Annotated in this window: 21 protein-coding genes, 1 tRNA gene and 1 pseudogene; 12 read left to right on the forward strand and 11 right to left on the reverse strand. The window is 55.9% G+C overall.

Translation table 11 applies throughout. The features are described from left to right. The first annotated feature begins 511 nt into the window (after positions 1–511). The 9 genes from C1H69_RS00105 (at position 512) to C1H69_RS00145 (ending at position 9,077) form a co-directional block, all read left to right on the forward strand. Positions 512–1,333, forward strand: coding sequence for a TauD/TfdA dioxygenase family protein (locus C1H69_RS00105; protein WP_102651395.1), 822 nt, complete (start codon positions 512–514; stop codon positions 1,331–1,333). Positions 1,334–1,348: 15 nt separating this feature from the next. Beyond that, positions 1,349–2,056, forward strand: a complete 708-nt coding sequence (locus tag C1H69_RS00110) for a class I SAM-dependent methyltransferase (protein ID WP_102651396.1) — start codon at positions 1,349–1,351, stop codon at positions 2,054–2,056. Continuing rightward, positions 2,044–3,309 (forward strand): ATP-grasp domain-containing protein, encoded by a 1,266-nt coding sequence (locus C1H69_RS00115; RefSeq protein WP_102651397.1) that lies wholly within the window; start codon positions 2,044–2,046, stop codon positions 3,307–3,309. Before C1H69_RS00110 ends, C1H69_RS00115 begins: the two co-directional genes overlap by 13 nt. Before the next feature lies 1 nt (position 3,310). Beyond that, on the forward strand, positions 3,311–4,597 hold the full coding sequence (locus C1H69_RS00120; RefSeq protein WP_102651398.1) for a hypothetical protein: 1,287 nt from the start codon (positions 3,311–3,313) through the stop codon (positions 4,595–4,597). 22 nt (positions 4,598–4,619) lie between these two features. Then, on the forward strand, positions 4,620–5,300 hold the full coding sequence (locus C1H69_RS00125) for a class I SAM-dependent methyltransferase (RefSeq protein WP_102651399.1): 681 nt from the start codon (positions 4,620–4,622) through the stop codon (positions 5,298–5,300). 1 nt (position 5,301) lies between these two features. Next, positions 5,302–6,546 (forward strand): alanine racemase, encoded by a 1,245-nt coding sequence (locus C1H69_RS00130; RefSeq protein ID WP_102651400.1) that lies wholly within the window; start codon positions 5,302–5,304, stop codon positions 6,544–6,546. Beyond that, on the forward strand, positions 6,521–7,363 hold the full coding sequence (locus tag C1H69_RS00135; protein ID WP_102651401.1) for a 2,3,4,5-tetrahydropyridine-2,6-dicarboxylate N-succinyltransferase: 843 nt from the start codon (positions 6,521–6,523) through the stop codon (positions 7,361–7,363). Before C1H69_RS00130 ends, C1H69_RS00135 begins: the two co-directional genes overlap by 26 nt. A 142-nt stretch (positions 7,364–7,505) precedes the next feature. Continuing rightward, positions 7,506–8,816: an MATE family efflux transporter gene (locus C1H69_RS00140; RefSeq protein ID WP_102651402.1), complete on the forward strand. Its 1,311-nt coding sequence runs from the start codon at positions 7,506–7,508 to the stop codon at positions 8,814–8,816. Between the two features lie 75 nt (positions 8,817–8,891). Then, complete coding sequence (locus C1H69_RS00145; RefSeq protein ID WP_102651403.1) at positions 8,892–9,077, forward strand: integrase core domain-containing protein; 186 nt, start codon at positions 8,892–8,894, stop codon at positions 9,075–9,077. Positions 9,078–9,172: 95 nt separating this feature from the next. Here C1H69_RS00145 and C1H69_RS00150 read toward each other — a convergent pair whose 3' ends face one another. The 11 genes and pseudogenes from C1H69_RS00150 to C1H69_RS00200 all read right to left on the reverse strand — a co-directional run bounded on the left by C1H69_RS00150 (position 9,173) and on the right by C1H69_RS00200 (position 19,879). Continuing rightward, a complete protein-coding gene (locus C1H69_RS00150; RefSeq protein ID WP_240609737.1) occupies positions 9,173–10,138 on the reverse strand; it encodes a group II intron reverse transcriptase in 966 nt (321 codons plus the stop codon). 38 nt (positions 10,139–10,176) lie between these two features. After that, a pseudogene (locus tag C1H69_RS24495) lies at positions 10,177–10,458 on the reverse strand (reverse transcriptase N-terminal domain-containing protein); the annotation flags it as partial. Positions 10,459–11,094: 636 nt separating this feature from the next. Then, the gene (locus C1H69_RS00160) at positions 11,095–11,844 is read right to left on the reverse strand and encodes a TIGR03747 family integrating conjugative element membrane protein (protein WP_102651405.1); all 750 of its coding nucleotides are present in this window, start codon (positions 11,842–11,844) and stop codon (positions 11,095–11,097) included. After that, positions 11,837–14,017 carry a type IV conjugative transfer system coupling protein TraD gene (traD, locus tag C1H69_RS00165; protein WP_102651406.1) on the reverse strand — a complete coding sequence of 727 codons (2,181 nt, stop codon included), beginning with the start codon at positions 14,015–14,017 and terminating at the stop codon, positions 11,837–11,839. Before traD ends, C1H69_RS00160 begins: the two co-directional genes overlap by 8 nt. Positions 14,018–14,027: 10 nt before the next feature. Then, positions 14,028–14,573, reverse strand: coding sequence for an integrating conjugative element protein (locus C1H69_RS00170; RefSeq protein WP_102651407.1), 546 nt, complete (start codon positions 14,571–14,573; stop codon positions 14,028–14,030). Further along, positions 14,570–15,187, reverse strand: coding sequence for a lysozyme family protein (locus C1H69_RS00175; RefSeq protein ID WP_108724222.1), 618 nt, complete (start codon positions 15,185–15,187; stop codon positions 14,570–14,572). Before C1H69_RS00175 ends, C1H69_RS00170 begins: the two co-directional genes overlap by 4 nt. Next, entirely contained in the window at positions 15,172–15,927 is a 756-nt protein-coding gene (locus C1H69_RS00180) for a TIGR03759 family integrating conjugative element protein (RefSeq protein ID WP_338066156.1), read from the reverse strand. Before C1H69_RS00180 ends, C1H69_RS00175 begins: the two co-directional genes overlap by 16 nt. Then, positions 15,924–16,565, reverse strand: a complete 642-nt coding sequence (pilL2, locus tag C1H69_RS00185) for a PFGI-1 class ICE element type IV pilus protein PilL2 (protein WP_102651408.1) — start codon at positions 16,563–16,565, stop codon at positions 15,924–15,926. The genes C1H69_RS00180 and pilL2 overlap by 4 nt, the downstream gene beginning before the upstream one ends. Positions 16,566–16,891: 326 nt before the next feature. Further along, positions 16,892–18,706 carry a tyrosine-type recombinase/integrase gene (locus C1H69_RS00190; protein WP_102651409.1) on the reverse strand — a complete coding sequence of 605 codons (1,815 nt, stop codon included), beginning with the start codon at positions 18,704–18,706 and terminating at the stop codon, positions 16,892–16,894. Positions 18,707–18,928: 222 nt separating this feature from the next. Continuing rightward, positions 18,929–19,002, reverse strand: a tRNA-Gly gene (locus C1H69_RS00195). 469 nt (positions 19,003–19,471) lie between these two features. Further along, positions 19,472–19,879: a CBS domain-containing protein gene (locus tag C1H69_RS00200; protein ID WP_102651410.1), complete on the reverse strand. Its 408-nt coding sequence runs from the start codon at positions 19,877–19,879 to the stop codon at positions 19,472–19,474. A gap of 251 nt (positions 19,880–20,130) precedes the next feature. Here C1H69_RS00200 and C1H69_RS00205 point away from each other — a divergent pair, with 251 nt between their 5' ends. The 3 genes from C1H69_RS00205 (at position 20,131) to C1H69_RS00215 (ending at position 22,664) form a co-directional block, all read left to right on the forward strand. Then, a complete protein-coding gene (locus tag C1H69_RS00205) occupies positions 20,131–20,640 on the forward strand; it encodes a YqaE/Pmp3 family membrane protein (protein ID WP_102651411.1) in 510 nt (169 codons plus the stop codon). A 209-nt stretch (positions 20,641–20,849) separates the two neighbouring features. Then, positions 20,850–21,719 (forward strand): carboxylate/amino acid/amine transporter, encoded by an 870-nt coding sequence (locus C1H69_RS00210; RefSeq protein ID WP_102651496.1) that lies wholly within the window; start codon positions 20,850–20,852, stop codon positions 21,717–21,719. Between the two features lie 63 nt (positions 21,720–21,782). Beyond that, positions 21,783–22,664, forward strand: coding sequence for an NAD(+) kinase (locus C1H69_RS00215; RefSeq protein WP_102651412.1), 882 nt, complete (start codon positions 21,783–21,785; stop codon positions 22,662–22,664). Positions 22,665–22,673 lie beyond the last annotated feature (9 nt).

The raw sequence follows: 22,673 nt of genomic DNA on the forward strand, positions 1-22,673 counted from the left end.
TCTATTCTATCGAACTCCGGGGGTCGCTACTAGCTACTAGCTACTATAAGAAGACAGATACTGCGACTAAGTCGATAATGCGAAGACCGATAGGGTCATTATTTACTGACATTTTCTTCTATTTTACACGACAACATATATGGCTCTGCTGTTCTACTGTCCTAAAGTACAGGGCAGCCTGTTTTTTTAATTTTTCATGTCTACACTTAAAGTTATACATTCTGTTATTGTTTCACAACAGGTCTGTTTTGGTTTGTAGTCTCTATAGTTTAATCCTCTAAGGGGCGTATCTTTGAGCATAAAAGCTCAGACTGCCACAATGACATACATTTCATAAGAAGGAGGGTGGCATGATTATAGCAATGTCATTTTGCCAAAGAGGATGGAAGAGTGACGTCCGCGCTAGGATGATCAAAAAGTATATTACATGTGAATCGACTTATTTTTCAAATAAGATCCCATAGCTAGGTTAGTCCTCAAGGCTATATTTAACTAATGGTGGAGTTGGTCAATGTCAATGAAACTAAGAAAAGTTTCGCCAAATGTTGGAGTTGAGGTAACAGGTGTTGATCTAAATGAGTCATTATCCGAAATTGATTATGTTAGGCTTGTGTCTATTTTGGAAAACACTGGCCTTCTGATCGTACGTAATCAGGATATCTCGCCTAGATCGCTGATAGATTTTACCAGATATTTTGGCAAGGCCTGTGCCTACACACGGTCAAAATTCGAGCTTGAGGACTATCCGGAGATACTTGTTTTATCCAACATCAAAAAAGATGGTAAAGGCATCGGGAGCCCAGTCAGCGGCCGCGCTTGGCATATCGACGGGCACTACCTTGACGAATTTCCTCGCGCGACGATCCTCGCTATGAAAATCCTGCAGAAAGAAGGCGGGAACACTCATTTCGCCAATATTCAGGCCGCTTGGTCCAGTCTGCCCGAGGAAGTGGCAAATCGGGTCAAAACGCTTAAAGCCACGATCAGCCGGGTTAAAAGTCGAGAGTACAATTACCCAGAACGTGGTCCAGCAACGCCGGAAGAAGTCGAAGAGTGGGAAGACGTCATACATCCAGTTCTCATACGCCATCCGGTGACAGGTCGTGCTGGCCTAGGTGTTGGTGGAAATGTCCCGTGGGATATTCACGGGATCGATGACGTTTCTGCGCTGTCACTGATGACCTTTCTGCAGGAATGGACGATCCGGCCAGAATTTACCTACGAACATGTCTGGCGTGAAGGCGACGTGATCGCCTGGGACAACTGGACCGTCATGCACAAGGCATCGCCTTATTCTGGAGAAAGACTGCTATTTCGAACTACTGCCTTTTGAACTCGGTATCCTATTATGAATGAACCGTTTCCGCTGTTTTTTGTCAACGCCAGTGATGTGCTTGGCCGTTATTCAGAGGTCGACAAAAATGCAAGCCTTATATCCGAGCGTTACCCGGTAGCTCAGTTCCCGACCATTCTCGATATGTGCAGTGGGGTTGGCCATTACTCTTATGCATTTGCTACGCACGGATATTGCGTTACTGGAGTAGAGCTTTCCGAAGATCAGGTAGCCTATGCCCGTACCAACAATGCACATACGAATGTAGAATATCTGGTTGGATCGATGGAAGAATCAGTTGGATCCTCTCCTTTTTCGCTGCTCACGAACACCTATTCTAGCTTTGGTTACATGGTGTCTTTGGAAAAAGATCAAGAGGTATTGTGCAACTGGTTCAACCTTCTTTCCATAGGTGGTGCTCTAGTTATGGAACTCACAGATTTTGAACGCGTCAAGCATGTTTTTGCGTATCCATGTGCACATAAGGAAAGAGTTACGAACAGCGTTCGAGAAGAACTCTGGATGGATTGGGGAAATCAAATTCTCACCGTGCGTTATAGCCAAAACGACAAAGTCTATAAAAGCCAGACACGAGTTTACGCGAAAAGCCAATTAATCTCAATGTTGCGAGACGCCGGCTTCACCGATATCCACACATACGGAGACTTTGCACAGGGATTAAAGACACCCGAAAAAAGGTTGATAATCGAATGCAGAAAATGAACCAAAATATCGGAGTGATTGTCGATGGGTATTCCACTGGAGGTCAACTCGCTTCGGCACTGAAATCGCTCGGCTACAGAGTGCTAAATATCATGTCCACTGGTAGCATCATTGTCGAAGAAATTTCCAGCAGTCTGAATAATGAAAACTTCTTCGATACATGGTTTTATGACGGTGACCTTGATAGCCTCGTCGCACGGTTGGCTGAGCTTCGCCCTCAATTCGTTGCTACCGGTTTTGAGTCCGGTGTTCCATTAGCCGAGACCCTTGCCGACCGCCTAGCCCTCCCGTCCAACGATAGTAACAAGCCAGGCTATCGTAGCAATAAGGCCCGCATGGGTGAAGGACTGAGAGATTCCGGTGTCCCCTGTGCAGAACAGATTATAGTTTCTTCACTGTCTAACATGACCCGAGAGGCGGTCGACGCAATCGGCTATCCCGTCGTCGTTAAACCCACAGAAAGTGCAGGAAGTGATAGTGTCTTTATAGCTCACACCTATGAGGGGGCACTCGGACATATCAAAACTATTCTAGGAAAAAAGAACCGTATCGGTCGCAACAACACGGAAATTCTGGTTCAGGAGTTTATTCAGGGACAGCAATATATCGTCAATTCTGTCTCGCTGGATGGAGAACATTTCATTACCGAGATATGGAAAGATATTCGTACCCAAACCATCAACGGGCAGGTTCTCTACGATCATGAACACCTAGTCGATTTGAAAGACCCGGTCAGTCAACAATTAACGGACTATTTGAAAGCCTGCCTTGATGCATTGGGTGTCCGCCACGGTCCAATTCATGCAGAGGTTATTCTTACCATGAAGGGACCGCTGCTGGTTGAAGTTGGCGCGCGTTGCCAAGGGGGTATCCTAGGAGAAACTGTGTGCAAGGCGATCGGTTTTAGCCACGTCACCCTGACTGCTGCACTGCATTCTGATCCGAACAGCTTTATCGAAATCGTCCGCAAAATCTCCTATAACCCATGTATCATGGTAGTGTCGCTGAATTCATTCCGCTCTGGCGTCGTCAAAAAAACGAACTATCAGGAACTATTGCAGAAGCTTCCATCCTTCAGCGCGATCATGTCGATGCCAAGCGTTGGAGAATACGTCCCAAAGACACGTGATTTATTCACATCTCTCGGAGCAATTTATCTCGTTCACGACGACTTCAATATTCTAAACTCAGATCTTGCCACGATCCGCTCTCTTGAAAAATCGAATTCCTTCCTTCAACTATCGGAGAGCTAGAATGACATTAAACAGATTTTATCCTGACGGAAACGAAAACTTCGAATGGTTCCCGGATGAGCGTTTGTGCGAAGTAAAAATGGAGCTAACGTTTCCTGAAAAGTATTCAATCTTAGGCCCCGTAGTCGGAAAAATCGAAAAACTCGTAACCATGGCTAGCGTCCAAGGTGATGGAAAATTGGATGATGCGGGTCTGTTAGCCCTTGCCGACTCCTTTGATGAAGCTGCCAGCCTGTGCAGCGGTGATACCTCCGAAAGTTTGAGGATAAAGGCAAATTCTCTGCGCACTGGATATAATATGGTTAGCATCAAGGAACTGAATGCACTGGATGATGACCTTTCATTTGTGGGTGGCAATATATCTTCCTGGTACGGTAAACATCCTGGTGGTTTCGCCACCTGCTTCGTCAGTCTCGACAATCCAAAACTTACTGCACTTTGTGACTCTGTCGGCGGCTTTCTCAACATGCTGACGGACTATATCGCGACGATCAACAAGCGCCTTTTTCTATCTGAAGTTCCCAGATTTATTGCCTGCGATCTTGTATTCATGGCAGGTGAGGGCGCCGGACATCCCAAGCACATCGCTTATTTTCTGCCAGAAGACGAAGGCTTCAAAAACTCGCCCATCAAAAAAACCCACTATTTATCAAATGTTCACCAAACTCATATTACCAATATTTCCAAAGATCTTCTGAGAAAATTTACTCGCCATAACTATAATGGTATCGATACCCTAAGTCTTGGAGCCTTAGGTGTTCTGAGCCATGAATATGGCCATTTCTTAAAGTTACCTGAAACAAATTTTCGTATCATTAGCCGTTGGGATCGCTGGTCTTCGATCATGTATCAGGAGATCGCTGCTGACGTCTTCGGATTTCTAATTCTGGCCGAGGTTTGGGGGCCTACACTCGGCTACTATCTCCATGAGACATGCACATATTATCTCGGCGAGTTGATGCGCTATGTCAATCGTGGTTTCGGAAAGTTCCCTGACTCCGACGGAATGATGTTCCAGCTTAACTATCTTCTCGACTTCTCAGCGATTGAGCTGTGTGAAAATGAGACAAGACTACGAGTTACGGATCCGCAAATAATGGTGGCCGCCATGCGATCACTGGCGCGTTGTCTTATCGAATGTTTGTTCAAAAATGACTGCGATTTACTCAATGATTTTAACCAGCGTTTTGGAGTAAGTTCAATAGCAACAGATAAGCTAGGTGGCTTTCTTTTCCAGCTAAATAAGAGTCCGGTGACTTCGGTTGCTTATTACAATTCCGGCCTTTGACACCTTAAATAAAGGACGTAAAATGAACGATAATATTTTTCCAACTTTCTACAAATCCTCATGCAAGTGCGAAAACAAGAGCGTTTTCCAGATTTGGGAAGAGGGCGCTGCATATAAGGATTCCATCACACCCTCCGTGCATGTTTGGCACTATCGCGACCATATCCTGCGTCAGATTATCGGTCATGCGACTGAAGGTAAATCCATCCTATCCTTAGGCTGCGGAAACGGTTTTGTCGAGGGGCTTCTTGTGGATATGGGATACAAGGTTAATGCCATTGATCTGCACGATGAGGCCGTGAAATTTAGTCGAGAGAAGGGCGTGAATGCAGTTGTAAGGAATTTTTATGACTTGGGCAGAAGTGACATAAAAGGTGTGGGTTGCATCTATGCCGATGGCTTCATCGGTCACCTTTATAACGAGAAGAAAAAAATCTCGCCATTTCTCGATCATTTGGAGTACGTCATCGGCGATAAGGATATCTATTGTGTACTTTCCAACGATGCCCCTCTGGATCTCACTCTTGAAGTTCAACGACATGAAGCCGTACCGGACTTCTGGTACATTAGCATCGAGTACCTGACCGATGTACTGAAGAAACGCGGATTCGAGGCAATTTCTTCACAATACTATTTCTATGATCGTCCAATCAGTGGCACTCGGCGCCGGATGATCGTATCTTTCTCGGTAAAGAAGCGCTGATATGGACAATAAAATTGTACCCAACCATGTACTTCTGGCTATCGACCGCATTCGTGCTCGCTTTGAAACACCTTTTTTTCTCTATAATGCTGCATCAATTCGGACGCAATACACGATGCTAGTCTCTGCCTTCGATGGGCTGCCTTTTCAGCAGTATTTCGCGGTTAAGGCGTTGCCTAACCCTACTATCCTACGCATGCTGCTTGATATGGGAGCCGGCTTTGATTGTGCCACAATGACAGAGGTACAAATGGTCCGAGCGCTCGGGGCAGAAAAGCTGGTCTTTACATCCAGCAACTCATCTATCGAACAGTTTGCCATCGCTGAAGCAGAGGGCGCGAGATTGACCATTGATGACCTACATTTGTTGGAGCGACTGCCACGAAGAGCAACCCAGACTAGCTTGCGTATCAATTTCGGTAACAGCTGCTCAGACAACATCATTGGGGGTGCAAGGTCGAAATTCGGTATGACCCCAGATCAAGCGCGACAGGCTGCCATGCAGCTGAAGGCCAACGGTATTACCTCGATCGGTTTGCATTGCATGGATAGCGCCAACCACACCGACTCAACCAAGAAGACACGCGAAGCAATCGACCTGATCACTTTCGCGCGGCAACTTGTTGACGAAGGCGGGGTAGATATCTCTTCGTTGAATTTTGGCGGAGGCCTCGGCATTCCCTACCGCCCCAACGATACAGCCTTTGACGTCACCGATTATGCATTGAAAATTCGCGCAGCGCTTACTAAGTATTTTTATGTCATTCCTGATCTTTCCATGGAGTGTGGCCGCTTCATCACGGGGCCTTCAGGATATCTCGTGACAGAGGTAACAGGAGTCTACCGCAAACCTCATTCGGTCATCGGGCTGAACGTCAGCACCGCTGCCATGCCACGGGTTAGCATCTATCCTAATGCATACCATCACGTTTCCTTACCCGGTGCAGCCGGGACCGAATTGATACCAACCGATGTGGTCGGCTCGATGTGCGAAAGTATGGACAAATTCTGCGAGGCCCGACCTCTGCCTATGCCGCACCAAGGTGATCTTTGTTTGATACATGATGTCGGCGCACACTGCATCTCCATGTCAAATAATTATAATGGAATGCTCCGGCCACCAGAGTTTCTTATGGATAATAGCAGTATATACATGATATCTCGTGCAGAAAGCTTTCAAGATGTGACGTCCCGCTTTATCAATATGGAAGTGAAAGAAAATGATAAAATTGTTGAAAAAGCTTGAGCCATTTATTGAAGAAGGGCTGTCAGGTGCTGCTTCAATCTCGGCATGCGAAACTTTAAACGCTAACCTTAAACTAGGCATCGAGGCATTAGGCACAGGGAGGATACGGGCAATTTGGCGGAGTGAAGATGGTTGCTACCATGCGAACGAATCCGTAAAACGACTGATTCTTGCCTATTTTAAAACCGGAAAGAATGAACCATTTAATATTTCCCGTTTGAGTGACGGTTTCGATTGTATCCAGCTCCGCTACAAAACCGGAGATGAGCTCTATCTGCAGCAACATGGAATACGCATCGTGCCTGGTGCGATCGTGCGTGAAGGTGCCTTCCTTGGAAAAAATACCGTCATGATGCCCTCTTTTGTCAATATCGGTGCCTATATTAGTGAAGGAACCATGGTTGACACTTGGGCCACTATAGGTTCTTGTGCCCAAGTTGGAAAGCGGGTCCATATTTCTGGTGGAGTAGGTATCGGTGGCGTGCTTGAACCCATTGGTGCGCAACCAGTGATCATCGAAGATGATGTCTTTATTGGCGCAAGAAGCGAAGTGGCTGAAGGTGTCATCATCAGACGTGGTGCCGTTTTAAGCATGGGCGTATATATCGGAAAATCTACTCCTATTGTCGATGCGAAGACCGGAAAAAAATGGATAGGGTATATCCCTGAAAATGCCGTCGTTGTACCGGGTGCAATAGATGTATATGGTACTGGAATTTCAACTTATGCTGCAGTCGTCAAGAAATATGCTGACGATTCGACTCGCAGCAAGCTGAAGCTAGATGATACCTTTCGCGGCGAAGCAAGATCTCTCTAAGACTGATCTACCATGATAGCTCATAAATGTCCATTTATCCAATGGAACTCAGTGATGACGGATCAATCGCCTTGGTAAGGTGGCAGCACTCATGTGATCATCATGGCACACGGGCGCGATAAGTATCTAGTAAGGATCAGGAATGACCAAGACCACCTATGCCGACCTTCTACAAATTTCGGTCCCGGTAACGCTTGTCCAATTTACGGCAAGCCTATTGCTGGTGACAGATACCTTTATGATCAAAACCTTTGCCCCCGAAGCACTCGCTACGCTTGGCGGCGGCAACGGAATTTTTCTCTTCGCTCAGTTTTCTGTGGTTGCTGCTATGTTTTCTATCGACGGCTATATTGCCTTTGCTGTCGTGAGGGATGATCCGGAAACTCATCGGGAAATTCTCGGTACATCCATGTTTCTCGCGATTATTCTCGGCCTACTTTGTGTATTTGCTGCAGCCATTCTTTTTCTGGGATGGCAGGGCGGTGACAAGCGGCAAATCGCGATTTATATCCTCATGATGTCCCTATCGTTGCCATTCTTCCTTGTCTTTCTCGTGTTCCAGAAGTTCTGGATCTCGCGCGGTGAGTCCATCCAGATGTTTCAGATCAACCTCTTTGGTCTCGCTTTGAACGCGCTGGCCGATGTAGTACTTCTCCACCTCCTACTGACCGAACCCGATAGCGCCCTCTCGATCGCCCTTGCGACCGTGGTCTTACGCATGTCAGCGCTTACGGCCGTCCTCTGGTATACACTAGCCCGACTTGGAAAGGCCGACACCTTTCGAATATTCCTCCCTACACCACATGGTCGGACCTTGCGCAAACTCTCCAGCCTGAGTTTATCCACCGGGCTAAACGGCGTTCTGGATTCGGCGACTATGCTACTGCTCAGCCTCGGGGCCATCCATTATGGCACCTACGCGATGGAGATTAGCCAATATGCCATAACCCTTAGTCTGGTGCTGTTTCCGCTTTATATCGGTATTGGAAACGCTGCCACAATCCTCGTTGGCGGAGCGCTTGGTCAGGGTCAGCTATCAGTTGCCCGCATAATCGCTTGGCGCGCCCTGAAGCTCGCTAGTCTTTTTGCCGCTGTTGCAACCGCGTTGATCCTCGGCACTGTGCTCACCCGATACGCAAGGATTGAAACGGAACTTGCCTTGGTCCTGCTCTGCGTCGCCGCCTATCAATGGGCAGATGCGATTCAAGCCGTCGGGGCCGGTATCCTGCGTGCCTCCAATTTCGGTACGCCTCAGGTGCTTGCCAATGCGCTGGCCTTTTATGGGGTCGGGCCGCTCATTTTGGTCATCTGTTTGTTGCTAAATTTTGAATTCCTCGGGCTGTGGGTGACATTCTCTTTGGCCATAATAACAACAGGTTTCTTCCATTATCTCCTCTACCTAAAGTGGTCGTGGCATTGGATTGAGAGTGATGCAGGGAGTCAACATTCTTAAATGTCCCCTAGTTTCGGGTCGGTCGCTAAGTTCTGTTTACCCTAACTTGATCTTCAATGACAAGTTCAGAGCAGAATTCCTGACACACATTGGTTCCTGTCGCTGGGCGATGCATGTTACAAGATTGAAGCTTGGCGGCAGGACCACAATCAAATCAGGCCCCATTCTTCTTTGGGCTGGCTCACCCCAACGGCAAAAAGTTCAGAATTTCCAATGAAGATCGGCCCTGATATAGGTCGAGGGCGGAGTCTGTCATCATGATGACAGCACAGTCTTCAGCGGAGATGTGGTAATAAAGATGGGTCATGGCAACACGATACCGATGGATCAGGTATTGCGTTTCCAGCTCACACGGCTCAAGCCTTTACTAAACCCATATCGCGGGCCGGTTTGCAGATGGAAATACCGAGTTCATGGATCTGATCGTGACACTCGGGGTGCAAGAGTACGCGATTATTTAGCGTGTCTTTACCACCCTGAGTACGAGGGACCAAGTGATGATCCTGCCATCCGCTCTCCCGTGTTATAGGGTGATGGCAGTGGGAACACAATCCCCGCTGTTGTCGGTATAGACGTGCCACGACGCGGCGGTATTGCAATGAGTGCATCATCCTCTGCGCACGCAACGTTTCGCCTTCCCGTTCCCATGCCGGATCAAAAGGGTTGTAGGCCCCTTTGATTTTGGCATGCCGCTGGATCGACGTGGCGGACAGCGGGGCAAGCCTGACGTACTCCAGGTCACCCGTGATCGCATCACGTCGTTCATAGGCAAACTCCCAGTGCCGGTTGCCCAGGGTGTGGAAGTATCGCTTCCTCACCCATTGAGCTCCCTTCTTCTGATGTCGCCGCCTTGCCCAGCGCCACAGCAAGTACCAGATCTTCGCGTCCAGGCGATGGAACGTTGCCTTGGCCACAACGGGCTGGTGATATTGAGCCCATCCCCTTAGTACCGGTCTTAGCCGATAGATCAGATGCTCCTGGCTGCCCCCATGGTGACGTTGTATGATCTCCCGAACCTTGCTGTAGAACGCTCGCACGTTCTTCTTGCTTGGTTTGATCAGAAGCTTCTCGCCATATTTACGGAAGTTCCAACCGAGAAAATCAAACCCCTGGTCAATCGATACTATACGGGTCTTTTCCTGAGCGAGTTCCAGGCCGCGGGCGGCCAGGAACTGCTCGACCCACGGACGGACTTCCTTCTCCAGTATCTCTGGGTAGGAATACCCAGCGGGCGCTGCTTGCCATTGGCCTTGGGGATAAAGACCCGCCGAAGCGGGGACGCCCGATACCCCCGGCGCTCTAGATCTTGCGCGGCCTCCCATTTTGACTGCGGTGTGGACCAGCGCTTGCCATCCACACCGGCTGTCTTATTCCCTCGGTTTTCCGTCACACGACGAACGGCCAGGAATTTGGCCGATGTCGAGCGTGTCAGCATCCGTTGGAGGGCTTTCACCTTCCTCCAGTTGCTGTTCTTGCAAGCCTTCGCAATCCGAATCTGCATCTCCCGCACCGTCCGCTGCGCACGACACCAGTCGATCTGGTGCCAGTTCTGCGGACGGTGGGAAAGCGCAGACATCGATTGTTCCCGATGCTCTACCATGCTGCCTTCCTCTCCGAGGATTAGGGCTATCTCAGCCTTCATGCGATGAAAGACCAGACGGAAGTGGGCTCGCTTTTGCGCCAGGTGATGTCTCAACCCGTATTCCGGTGATTACAGCCGGACATTCGCTTTCTCCGTCCTCCCATACCCGCACTGCCAACGGCGCACCTTGCGGATTGCTTGCCCAGTAGGCAGCAATACGGGCTTACCACGTTCCTTGACCATCACACGACTGGGTTAGGACCTGCCTATTCGCCGGTGACCCTTTGCGACGACGTGCCCCCACTATAAACAGGGGCATCCGGCCACATACCGTTTGGTCAATGCCTGTCAGCAGCTTTGGCATCCTGAAATTAACGACGTTTATCGACAGTTCACTTGCGTTGCCCATGCCAGCCAGCCTAGCGCCTCACCCCGATGCAGCTTCGAGGATCGCCACCGCGACCTCACGGCAGCGGCAGACACCTTGCGGTGGGCTACATTCCAGAAGAGCTTCAGACAAGTCCGTTACCAGAGATGCCTGTCTTCTTGGGCTACTGCTGGTCGTACAGCAGGTCAAACTCCACCCGAGAAACGACCTTCGGATGTTTGACAATGACGGTCAAAGCTTCTAGTTTTATCTTTTCATAAATCCCCTCATGCTATTGATTTATATAGATAAAAACCAACGTGTCGCACTCACAAGTACTTCTTGAAACTGCCCACCGCGATATCCACCACTAATCCGAGCAGCACGGCACTGGGCAGCAGGATCAGCAATGGATGCACGCTGACCGGCAACGCCAGGTAGATCACCCAGGGCAGTACCGCCAGCGGTATAAGGCTGGCTTTCGCGCGATGGTAGACAAAACCGGACTCGCGACCGGCGCCGATGCGACGGATGTCCCGGCGGACCAGGCCATCGATCAGGCCGACGAAAGCAGCCATCACGAACAGCGGCAATGTCAGTAGCAGTACCAACAGGCGCACGAGGAAGACCAGGACGATGAAGGCCGCGGCGATCAGGTAGCTTTCGAGGTAGACGTAGGTCTGGCTCAGGTAATAGCGCAAATCCCGCGCCTCGCCGCGGCTGCCTGAGCTGGCCTGCGTCGACGCCTCGCGCATCCAGTCTAGCAATCCTGTTCTGATGAACAGCCAGTCGTGGGCGCGTTCGACGATCCGATGCGTGGTACGCCCCGGTTCCTGTATCACGACGCTTTGGGTGAAGTGGCGGGAAAGTTGGATCAGTTCGTCGTCGAGCATGCCTTGCGCGTGGCGCCATCCCTGGTCCTGCCAGAACAGGTGCATGCCGATGCATTCGATGATGATGCACAGCAGCAGCGATCCGCACAGCACGCCGAAGAGACGCAACGGCAGTGTGATGACACGGGCGATAAATCCCTGCTGCCGGGCCTGCTGGCGCTGGGCGGCGGAGGCAGGATCAGCCATGGTGTGGGCCTGCTGTTGCCGGGGAGGTAGCCGTACCGACAAGGTGTCTGAAACCGTCGATCAGGTCGTCGGGCAGGGGAGCGTCTTGCAGTCCTGGCAACGCCTGGTTGTTCCACCAGTCGCCGGCCTCGATAGAGTGCCGGCGCATGGTGGCTGCCATTTCCTGCAAGTCGCGTGGCATGGCCTCGTCGGGGTCGGGGGCCGGCAGTGGCATGCGGATCTTCCACAGGTTGCCGCCTTCGATGAGGGCGAAGCATTGCCCCTTGGGCAGGCCGACCACGTGAGCCGGTTCGATCAGCGGTACGCTCGAGGTGGAGATGCGGTCCAGGGTGTTGCTGGTGAAGTCCGTTTTGCCGTGAGGGTCGGAGCTATCGGTAGCGCCGCTCATCAAGGCGGTGGTGTAGACCTCGACCTTGGGCAATTGCTGGGTCAGTAGCTCGGCCGTGGATGTCTCACGTACGCGCAGCATGAACAGGTTGTTGAAGTTGCCGACGATCTGGCCCGCCTTGGCCCGGTTACCGATGCGCGCCTCGATATCGCTCAAGGTTTGGGTGTACGCCGTGATCTGCAGCCCGGCGCCGCCGCCCTTGTTGACCATCGGCACGAATTCGTCGCCCAGGAGTTCGTTGAACTCATCGGCATGGACGTTGATCGGCACCTTGGTGTCGGCTGAGGCACCTGGCAGGCCATCGTCCACACCGAACTTGTAGATGTGCCCGGCCACCGACACCAGGTCACTGAACATCGAGTTGCCCACGGCGGCGGCGACCTCGGCGTCCGACAGGGCGTCCAGGCCGACGTAGACCACCGCGCGCTTCCTGATGATCTGCATCCAGTCGAAGATCGGCCGGGGATCGTCCAGGTCGGAATAGTTCGGTGCCAACAGTTGCGCGGTCTTGCCGGTGGTGAGCTTTTCCAGCAGTGGCAACAGGCTCGCCACGATCTTGTCGAAATAGGTGCGGTCATAGCGCACCGCCGAGCGTAGGCCGTCGAGCACTGGGTCGTAGACACGTACCTGGGACAGGTATTGCTCGATCGCCACCACGCGCTTCTCGCGCCCGATCATGTTGCGGGGCATGTTCTTGTCGTTGAGTGTGGCTTCGAGCTGGACGATCACGTCCCAGGCCTTGGGGTCGGTCCTGGAGAAGAAGTGCGCCGCGTACTCCATGAACAGCGCGTCGATGTTGATGACGTGGCGCTGGATCAACAGGTAGTCCGGGCGCTGCCCCAGCTCGACCAAAGCGCGGGCGATGATGTTGACGAAGCGCCAGGCAAACTCCCTAAAAGCAGCGCTGTCGCCTTCGCCTGAGAGTTGTCCGGCGATACGTGAGGCGACTTCGGAGATCCGCCCGAACCGGCCCACCGCGTTGTAACGTGCCGAGATGTCAGGCCAGCCCAAATGGAAGATATAGAACTCGCCCTCGCGTCCGGCACGCTTGGCCTCGACGTACATGCGCTTGAGCAGGTCGGCGTCACCCTTCGGATCGAACACGATCACCACTTCGTGCTCGCCAGCGGCGTTCTTGCGCCGGATATCCTGAGTGATGAACAACTCGGCCAATCGGGTCTTGCCGACCCGGGTGGTACCCAGCACCAGCGAGTGGCCGACGCGCTCACCCAATGGCAAGGTCACGTCGGTCTCGTGGGGTTCGATGCCGTGCAGTCGGGGCATGCCGCCCACCGGCGGCAAGGGCCGGGTTGGGTTGAGTGGGCTGTCCCAGGCGGTCAGTCGCGCCAGTGTCGGTAGCGGGGAGGGTGCGAACTCCAGTTGCTCCTCCAGCCGGCGGGCCAGTCGATGGAGCGGGGGAGGCTCGACGTAACGGCGGAACTCCGGCCGGTAGGTCTGCATCAGCCGGTGGGTGTGGCGTTGCTCCCAGCGGAAACCGCGACCGATGAACAGCCTTTGCTGGCTGACGGGCACACCCCGGCTGGTCATCACGTAACGGGGCAGGCGGCGGATGTTGCGGCGGTAGCGCAGGATCGCCAGCGCGTCACGCAGGCGGATGGCACCGAAGGCAAGGAACGTCAGCGCGCTGCCGACGCCGAGTGATGGGCTTAGCGCGAGCGACCACGGTGCCACCAGGCACAGAAGCGCGGCGATGGCGCAGACCGCCACGGTGTACAGCTCCACCGCTGGCCGCAGCAGGACCTCGATCGAGTGCGGTTGGGCCATGGGGCATGCATCACTGCTCGATGCCGGTGGCGGTGATCAACACTGGGTAATGGTGCAGCCCCAGGCGTGCGGCCAGGTCGTCGCCGGCGACCGGTGAGAGCGTCAGGCCAGAGGCTGAGCGGCGTAGCGCCTCCAGTTCCGCCTGGGATTCGACATTGACCACCAGCCCCACGGCGCCCAGTTCGCGCAAGATAGGCAAGCGCTGTTCGAGCCAGGCGTGCGAGCGGTCATCGCTTCCCACCAGAAACAGCGGCGTCAATCCCGGCGCCTGGATGACACGGCGTTGTACGACGCCCGGTGACAACGACACCGAGCGCACTGGTAGCATGTCGGCTTCATTACCCCCTTCGCTGGGCCTGGCAGGTGCCGATACTTGTGGTGGCGTCGCTGGTGGTGGGCTATCGGGCTGCGGGTTCAGGGCCTGGTAGTAAGGCAGGGCCGAGGCGCCGCCGTGATCTTCGACCACGATCAAGGGCGGATCTGCTGAGGCCGGCAGGGTGAGCCAGGCCAGCAGCAGTCCGACGAACAGGCGGGGTATGCGAACATAGGGGGTCATGGTGGGTGTGCCTCTTGGGTGGCGGTGATTTGCCTGCCGAGTACGCGCTCGAGGTGCTGGCCGACACTGCGGCGGTAGCGCGCGGCGGGCTCGCCGCCCGCCGGACGGTGGTAGCGCCCCACCGCCAGCAGCCAGTCGCCGCCGGGGGTGTGCTGCTCGCGCAGGATCTCGGCGGCAATGGCGAGGTTGCGATAGGGATCGAGCAGGTCGCAGGGTTCGTCGTAACGCCCGCGCTGGTAGCCAAGGTTGATCTGTCCCAGCCCGGCGTCGATGCGGGTCGTTGGCACCTCGTGCAGGGCGTCGTGCAATCCGGCGCAGGCGTCGCCACGGGTGGCGAAGCGCTGCGGATTACCGGCGACGTTGAGGGTCCAGGGCCAGGGGAGGATGCGGCCCCGGATGGTGGTGCCGCTCTCTTGCAGGGCAACGGCATAGAGTACCGCCGATGGCACGCCGGCCCGGTACGCGGACAGTTGATAGGCTGGCGGCGGCACTTCTCCGATGGAGGCTTGCGCGCCGGGCGGCGAAGCGCCGGCACCCCCGGCCAACAGTGCCCCCGCCAGCAGTAGTCCGAGGCGAGTCAACCAATGGAGGTGAGCCGCTATTGCCGCTGCCATTGCCCATCCACCTCGTGTACCACGGCCGGCAACTCACCCGGCAGTCCAAGCGACAGCCAGCGCCCGCCATCGTGATTGAGCGTAATTGTGCCAGTGCGCACCCGGGCCGGGTCGATGCCGACCCGCGAGGCCCAGTGGCGGATGTGGGCGTCGTCCTGGCGGCTGCCGACCATGTAGATGTCGATCTCGGTACGGTCGGCGTGCAGTCGTTGGACGAGTTGGTCGCAGGCGGTACAGGCGTCCCTGACGAACACGGCGGCGCGCTGGGCACCGGCATCGGGCGTGGCGAGGGCGGCGCTGGGCAGCTCGACCCGTGGCATGTCGGGGTGCAGGCGCTGCCAGGCAGCGTCGTAGGCACGTTGATAGCTCAAAAGTTTCTCGACGCGCCGGGCCTCGGCCTGAACCTGCAGTTCGGCGTAGCGGCGGCGTTCCTCGTCGGAGCGGGCTTCGATACCGAGCGCGGTCAGGGGATCCAGGTCGGGCGAGTAGACGCCGATCGGCCCCTGCATCAGCTCCCGGTAGCGTGCCCATTCCTCGGTGCTCAGTCCCCAGTCCTGTGCCAGGCGTTCGTCGTCGTGAACCTCGGCGGTCTGCCGGATCTGGCTGTGGGTGGTGTGGTCGTCGGCTTCGGTGGTGTGCTGAGCGGAGGCAGGGGCGGTGCCCAGGGCCAGGCTGGCGATGGCCGACAGAAGCAGAGGACGAAGAGAAGGGCGGTGCGTCATCATGGTTGGCACGCTCATGGCACCACCTCGTCCAGCAGCGTGGTGGATGCCGGCGTCTCGGGAGCCTTGCCTGTGGTTCCGGGCGTGCGCACCCGGGCATCGTTGTCGGTTACTGCGCCGCACCTTGATACGGGGGTAAAGCACACGCGCCGGGCCGCTTCATCGACGTGCAGATCCCAGGCCGGGCCGGCCAGAGTCGCCAGGGCGTCATGCAGCATTAGGGGGCCAAGTTGGTAATGCGCCGCCGGCAGCGGCAATGCCTGGAGATCGTCCGCCGTGCCGGCGCAGAGCCGGTAGCCGGTACGTCGCAGCACATGGCGCAGCGCATCACCGACGGTGGCGTGCGAGGTGTTGGGAATGGCGACATTGATGACTTGCAGCAGCAAGTCATGCTGGGCGGCGGACGGGGCGAGCTCGACCAGGGTGTAGCGGCCGTAGCGGGCTACTGGAATCAGTTTCGGTGTGAGTGTTGGTGCCAGGCTGGCCGGCGCTTCAGGCACTTCTCTGGACAGTTCTTCAAGTGGTTCAGCTAGCGGTGGAGGCTCCGTCGTGACGCATCCAGACGCCAAGGCTGCAGCCAGTATCAGGCTGACAGCGGGCAGGCTCCCACCCAGGCGCAAGGGACAGAGGAAGTGATGTGGCCGGAGCTGTGGCATGCGTCACGGTTCCCAGGAAGATGGAACCGTAACCTTCGCAACCGATGGCCATCTCTGCTGTAAACAATCGGCACCAACAGGTCACCTGATTGATGTGAGGAGGCGCCAATAGCGGTACGTGATCACGCAAAAGTTATTCGATATTCCCTACTGGAGCCGGACCGGATCTGATGGACATGGCATTGCAGTGCCTGAAAGCTTTCATAGGTTGCCATCAGAAGCCTTTCGTACTCACAGAATTTCGGTCAAGTTCATATCAGGGTGGTGGTGCTCATGACGATGGTTTCCTAGAGATGGCACACCCTCCCGGTACTCGTCCTGGCAGATCAACAAATCGAGCTGCAGACCATATGTGCAACCACATGCAGGTTTTCGGATGTCACCGCTTCGATGGGCGGAACACCCCCCAACAGGTCATACGGTTGTAGGAGTGCATGGTAGATCTGCCATGAGTCGACACTACGGACCGTCTGTTTGAGCACGGCCTGAACCAAACGGCGCTTGAGCGGGTCGAGCTGCCAATCCGGAACTCGCTGCCCTCGATTCCCCAGACTGATCGACAGCAAGTTACCGGCCTGGATCTCGTAGGTGATCCATCGCCGCGATTTTCCTGCTAGTTTGGCGTACTCGGATACTGGCAGGTTGTGGGGCGCCTCCAGGATGTCAAGCAGGATCATCCGTTCGCGCTGGGCGTTGGAGATGGTCGGTTCCGTCTTGGGGGGACGTACGGCGGACAGTCGTTGAACCGGGACAGGCACTTGCGATGGCGCCTCTTGGGGCTTGGACAGCACCAAGGTCGGCGTCACGGCAATCGATGGCGGTCCCTGCCTGTTCGGTTCTTCAGCGGCCACCGGGACATCCTCCAGGCGGATGGTCAGGAGGTCGCTGGCCGCTTTGACCTGGCCTTGCTCGAACAGATCCAGCCTGTCGGCCCAGTCCTGCATCATGCGGCGGCGCTGCTCGACGTACTTGGCATGGTTGTAGGTCCTTCGGACCTGGTTCGGATCGACGTGGGAGAGCTGCGCATCGACCCACTTCTCGGGATAACCGAACTCGTGCAGCGCGGTCGAGATGGTGGCGCGGATGCCATGGCCTGTCAGCCGGCCGTCGTATCCCAAGCGCTTCAACGCATGATTGAGGGTGTTCTCGCTGATGCGCTTCTTCAGATCCTTCGCTCCGGGGAACAGATACTTCTGCGCGGGCTTCATTCGGTCGAGCATGTGCCGAACGATCTCCATCGCCTGCGCCGACAGCGGCACGATGTATGGCGGGATGTCTTCCGTCCGCAGGTTCTCCTTCTGCATCTTCAGCTCCAGCTGCTTCACCACATCCGGCGGGATGATCCACAAGCCGTCATCAAGGTGGAACTGGTCCGGCGTCGCCAGTCGCAGCTCGCCGGTCCGTACCCCGGTCAGGAACAGCATCCGCACGCCGAGTTGGGTCTGCAGTCGGCCGGGGTACTTGCGCAGCAGGCGCAGGAACTCGGGCAACTCGGGTATGCGCAGGAAGGGGTTATGGCGCACGGGTGGCTGGGGCATGGCGACAACGTCCAGGTCCGAGGCCGGGTTACGTTCCAGGTCGGGCACGACCACCAGGGCGTACCGAAACAACTGGTTAAGCCAGGTGCGCACCTTCTCGGCCACCGACGGCGCGCCGCGCTTCTCGATGCGACCGACGACCTCGAGCAGGTCGGCACGGGTGATGTCGTGGATCGACCGTCTGCGCAGTGCCGGCAGTACGTCGTTTCCAAAGATGCGAGGGATCAGCGAGAGCGAGGTTTGCCGTCCCTTCTTGAGGCGACCCCGTTCGCGAAACTTGAACCACTTCTCGTAGACCGCCTCGAAGGTGCTCTGCTCAGCCTGGGTGGCGATGCGCCGATCCTTCACGCGCTGACTCTGGGGGTTGATGTCCTTGGCCACGAGCGCCCGCGCCTCGTGGCGGCGGGTGCGGGCTTCGCGCAGGCTGATCTCTGGATAGGTCCCGAGGGACATTCGCTTCTGCCGCCCCAGCCAGGTGTAGCGGAAATGCCAGGACTTCGTGCCCGTGGCCGAGACAGCCAACGAGAGACCGTCGAAGTCCGGGAGGGTATAGTCCTTTCCGGTGGCCTTGGCTTGCCGGACGACCATGTCAGTGAGTGCCATGTCTGCTCCTGAACAGAGTCAGGAGTCAGATGCTCATCCCATCGCTCGCTCGGCTCCAGCGACAATCCGGGCTCGAACCCAACCGCTTAGATGGACTACTGGATGGACTAATCTAGTCCAGCAGTGGGTGGATTTCAGTGAATATCACTGGACGACTGTCTGGAAAAAATTCTTTGATGACAGTGGATTATGGAGCTCGGTGGATTTCCATGGAAGCTGGGCTGGAGCGGGTGAAGGGAATCGAACCCTCGTCTTAAGCTTGGGAAGCTTCTGCTCTGCCATTGAGCTACACCCGCGACAGGTTTTCGATAGTAAACTCAATGTTTTAGCTGACGCAAGCTGTCTCGCGCTTTTTCACCGACAAGTGATTGTTTCTGCCGTTTTTTCGCGTGTTGCCATTGGGCGGGGGATGGCAGCCGTCCGTGTTTGATGCGCCGCCTGGCGTGCGGTGAAGAAAAATCGGTGGTCAAGTGAGAACTTTTTCCTTTCCTGCTGTCCTATGGAGTACAGACAACAGCGCGATGGCAGTCGCTAATACTGTTGTTCTGGCTCGCAGTTTCGATCTTGCCGCCCATGGTTCCATGTGGCGGCTTTCTTTTTGTGCGTCACCCTTTTTGTGTGTCACTGAGAGCTGACGACTGTTGCCGGCACGCCTGAAGAACACGCCTGCCAGGAAGAGCGGGTGCCGGCGCGGCACTGGGTCCGGCAAGGTGACCGGGTGCGGTTGTCGAGACAGGGGCGATTCGTTGCAACGGGTCTCGTGGATCAACTATGCCGCATACGGAGCACTGCGATCAACACGTCACGACGGGTCACGATACCAATCAACCGCTCCTGTTCGACAACCGGGAAGACCTTGGGTTTTGCGCCCAGCATTTCCTGGGCCAGGTCCGTGATGCTCTTGTTGGGCGAGACGGCCAATACCTCGTGACGCATCAGCTCTCTAACCAGTGGCGCTTCGTCATTGAGATAGGCGCTTTCCAGCAGCTTTCCCAGCACATCCTGCTCCGAGATGAATCCGATGAGGTGATCTTTCTTGTCGACGACCGGTACGCCAGGCAGTCGGTGCAGGGCCAAGCCTTCGGCCAGGGTGCGAACCGAGGCGTCTCCAGTGACCCGGTAGCAGTCGCGGGACATGATATCGCGAACGATGGTAGGGGCTTTGTCGTGCATGAAACTGCCTCCTTGTCCGAATGGTTCAGAGCATGTCATGCGTTAAGCATAGACGAGCGGCACGCAGGGAAGGGGCTTTGCCAACACTTTTTCCAACGTTGCTATAGCGTTGCGCAGGAACCCGCCTCCAGAGTCCGACTCCAATACCTATACTGGACTGGCGCTACCCGAAGCGTATGCGGACCTTCGAACGAAGGGTCCTGCTGGAATGGATCGCTGATGGATGGAGAAAGGTCGCAGAGGAATTGTCAATGGACGCGCGGGAATACATGGCAAAAAAAGGGATTGCCCAGGGGCGTGATGAAGAGCGCCCCAATACCCTCGAGGAGAAGGCTTGGCAGCGGGCTCGAGAAGCCGGTGGTCACCAGCCTCGGGCCGGCACCCCCTACGATTGGGAAGACTGGGAGAGATATCACGGTGAACTGGCCGAGGGAGCCGAGGCCATCGAGCAAAAGATCGACCGCGAGGCGCATCGTCATGCAATGGAGCGCGGCTCGACAGGCGGTGTACAGCACTTCACCCCGACAGTCGACATGCGGCATGACCCGCCAAAGCCCGACGATGAGAAAGACGACATCGCGGTTGCTTCTCCCGGCTTGCGACGGGCTTTCCTCGGGCTCGGGGTGTTGGCGCCTCCCGTGGCGGTAGGGCTCTCCCATGGCGGGGCAAGGCGTGTTGCAACCTGCCTGATACTGACTCTGCTGGGCTGGCTTCCGGGTGTCGTCTATGCCATGCGGTGGATCAGGCATGCGGCACGTTGACCTTTACTTTTTGGCGAGCGCACTCCACAGGAGGGCGCTGAACAAACACTTGCCTGCGCAGTGAGTCTGTTTCCACGATTCGCGGCGAGGATGCGGTGGAATCGGAAGAGGAAAGCGAGGCGTCAGGCACAAAGACGGGGCTGGAACGTTGAAGGCGGCACCGTTGCCGGTATAATCGCCGTCAACTATTGTTCTTCCTGGGGTTGACCGTGGGCTATCTGATAGGCGTTACCGCACTGTGGGCCTTCTCGTTTTCTCTGATCGGTGCCTATCTGGCCGGCCAGGTGGACAGTTATTTTGCCGTGCTGGCGAGGGTGGCCCTGGCCGCCGTGGTATTCCTGCCGTTCCTGAGGCCGTCACTGCTGCGCGGGCCTCAGCGCATGGCGCTGATGGGGCTTGGCGCCATCCAGCTTGGCGTGATGTACATCTTCTTCTATCAATCCTTCCTGCTGCTTTCAGTGCCGGAGGTATTGCTGTTCACCATCTTCACGCCGCTCTACGTCGCCTTGCTGGACGATGCGATGTTCGGTCGTTTCACGCCGTTTCACCTTGTCACCGCGGCATTGGCGGTGGTAGGGGCGGCTGTGATCCGGTTCGAGGGTCTCGACAGCGGCTTCTGGCTCGGTTTTCTGGTCGTGCAGGGAGCCAATCTCTGCTTTGCCCTGGGCCAGGTGGGTTATCGCCGTCTCTCCGCCGAACTACCACCCTCCTTGCCGCGGCACAGCGTCTTTGCCTGGTTCTACCTGGGCGCCTTGATGGTGGCCCTGCCGGCCTTCGCCATACTGGGCAATGCCGATGCCATGCCCAGTACCGGACTGCAGTGGGGGGTGCTGGCATGGCTTGGGCTGGTGGCCTCTGGTATCGGCTATTTCCTGTGGAACCTGGGGGCCACCCGGGTGGACGCCGGAGCGCTGGCCATCATGAACAATGCCTTGATCCCGGCGGGGCTGCTGGTCAATCTGGTGATATGGAACCGTGACGCCGACCTGGTGCGCCTGTCTCTGGGCGGGGCGATCATCGTTGGCTCGCTGTTCCTGAATGAGTGGTGGCTCCGTCGTCGCGCGCCTGCCACCGCCTGAGTGGGTTTGCCCGGCCAGTGGCCAGTGGCCATAATGGCCGGCCGTGATCGGAGAGGCCAGGGCATGCAAACCTTCAAGAATATCGGTCTGATCGGCCGCCTGGGCAGTGCCAAGGTGGTCGAGACACTCAAGCGGCTGATGCATTTTCTCGATGAGCGGGACTATCACGTGATCATCGAGGATCGCACAGCCACCGTGCTGCTCGATCATGGGCATCCGGAAGCCAGCCGCCGTACGCTCGGAGAGCTGTGTGACCTGGTCATCGTGGTGGGGGGGGATGGCAGCCTGTTGGGCGCGGCCCGGACCCTTTGCCACAGCGGGACCCTGGTGCTGGGCGTCAACCGTGGCCGACTGGGCTTCCTGACCGATATTTCCCCCGATGAGCTGGAAGAGCGTGTCGGCCAGGTCCTGGCCGGACAGTACGAGGTCGAGGAGCGCTTTTTGCTCGACGCCGAGCTCTACCGGGACGGCTCCCTGGTCGGCAGCGGTGATGCGCTCAATGAAGTGGTGCTGCATCCGGGCAAGGCCGTGCGCATGATCGAATTCGAGCTGTTCATCGATGACCAGTTCGTCTACAGCCAGCGCAGCGATGGCCTGATCATGGCGACTCCCACCGGTTCGACGGCCTACTCGCTGTCCGGTGGAGGCTCCATCATGCACCCCAAGCTGGATGTCATCGAACTGGTCCCCATGTTTCCCCATACGCTTTCGAGCCGTCCCATCGTCATCGACGCGGCGAGTGAGATTCGCGTGCATATCGGCGAGACGAATCAAACCTATCCACACATCAGCTGCGATGGGCAGACGCGTGCCGTGGCCAAGCCGGATGACGTGCTGGTCGTGACGCGCAAGCCACAGCGTGTACAGCTGGTACATCCGCTTGGTCACAACTTCTATGAAGTCCTGCGCAGCAAGCTGGGCTGGAGCAACCGGCTGGGGGACTGACGTGACGAG

Source organism: Billgrantia endophytica, assembly GCF_002879615.1.
In the GTDB taxonomy this organism is placed as follows: Bacteria; Pseudomonadota; Gammaproteobacteria; order Pseudomonadales; family Halomonadaceae; genus Halomonas; species Halomonas endophytica.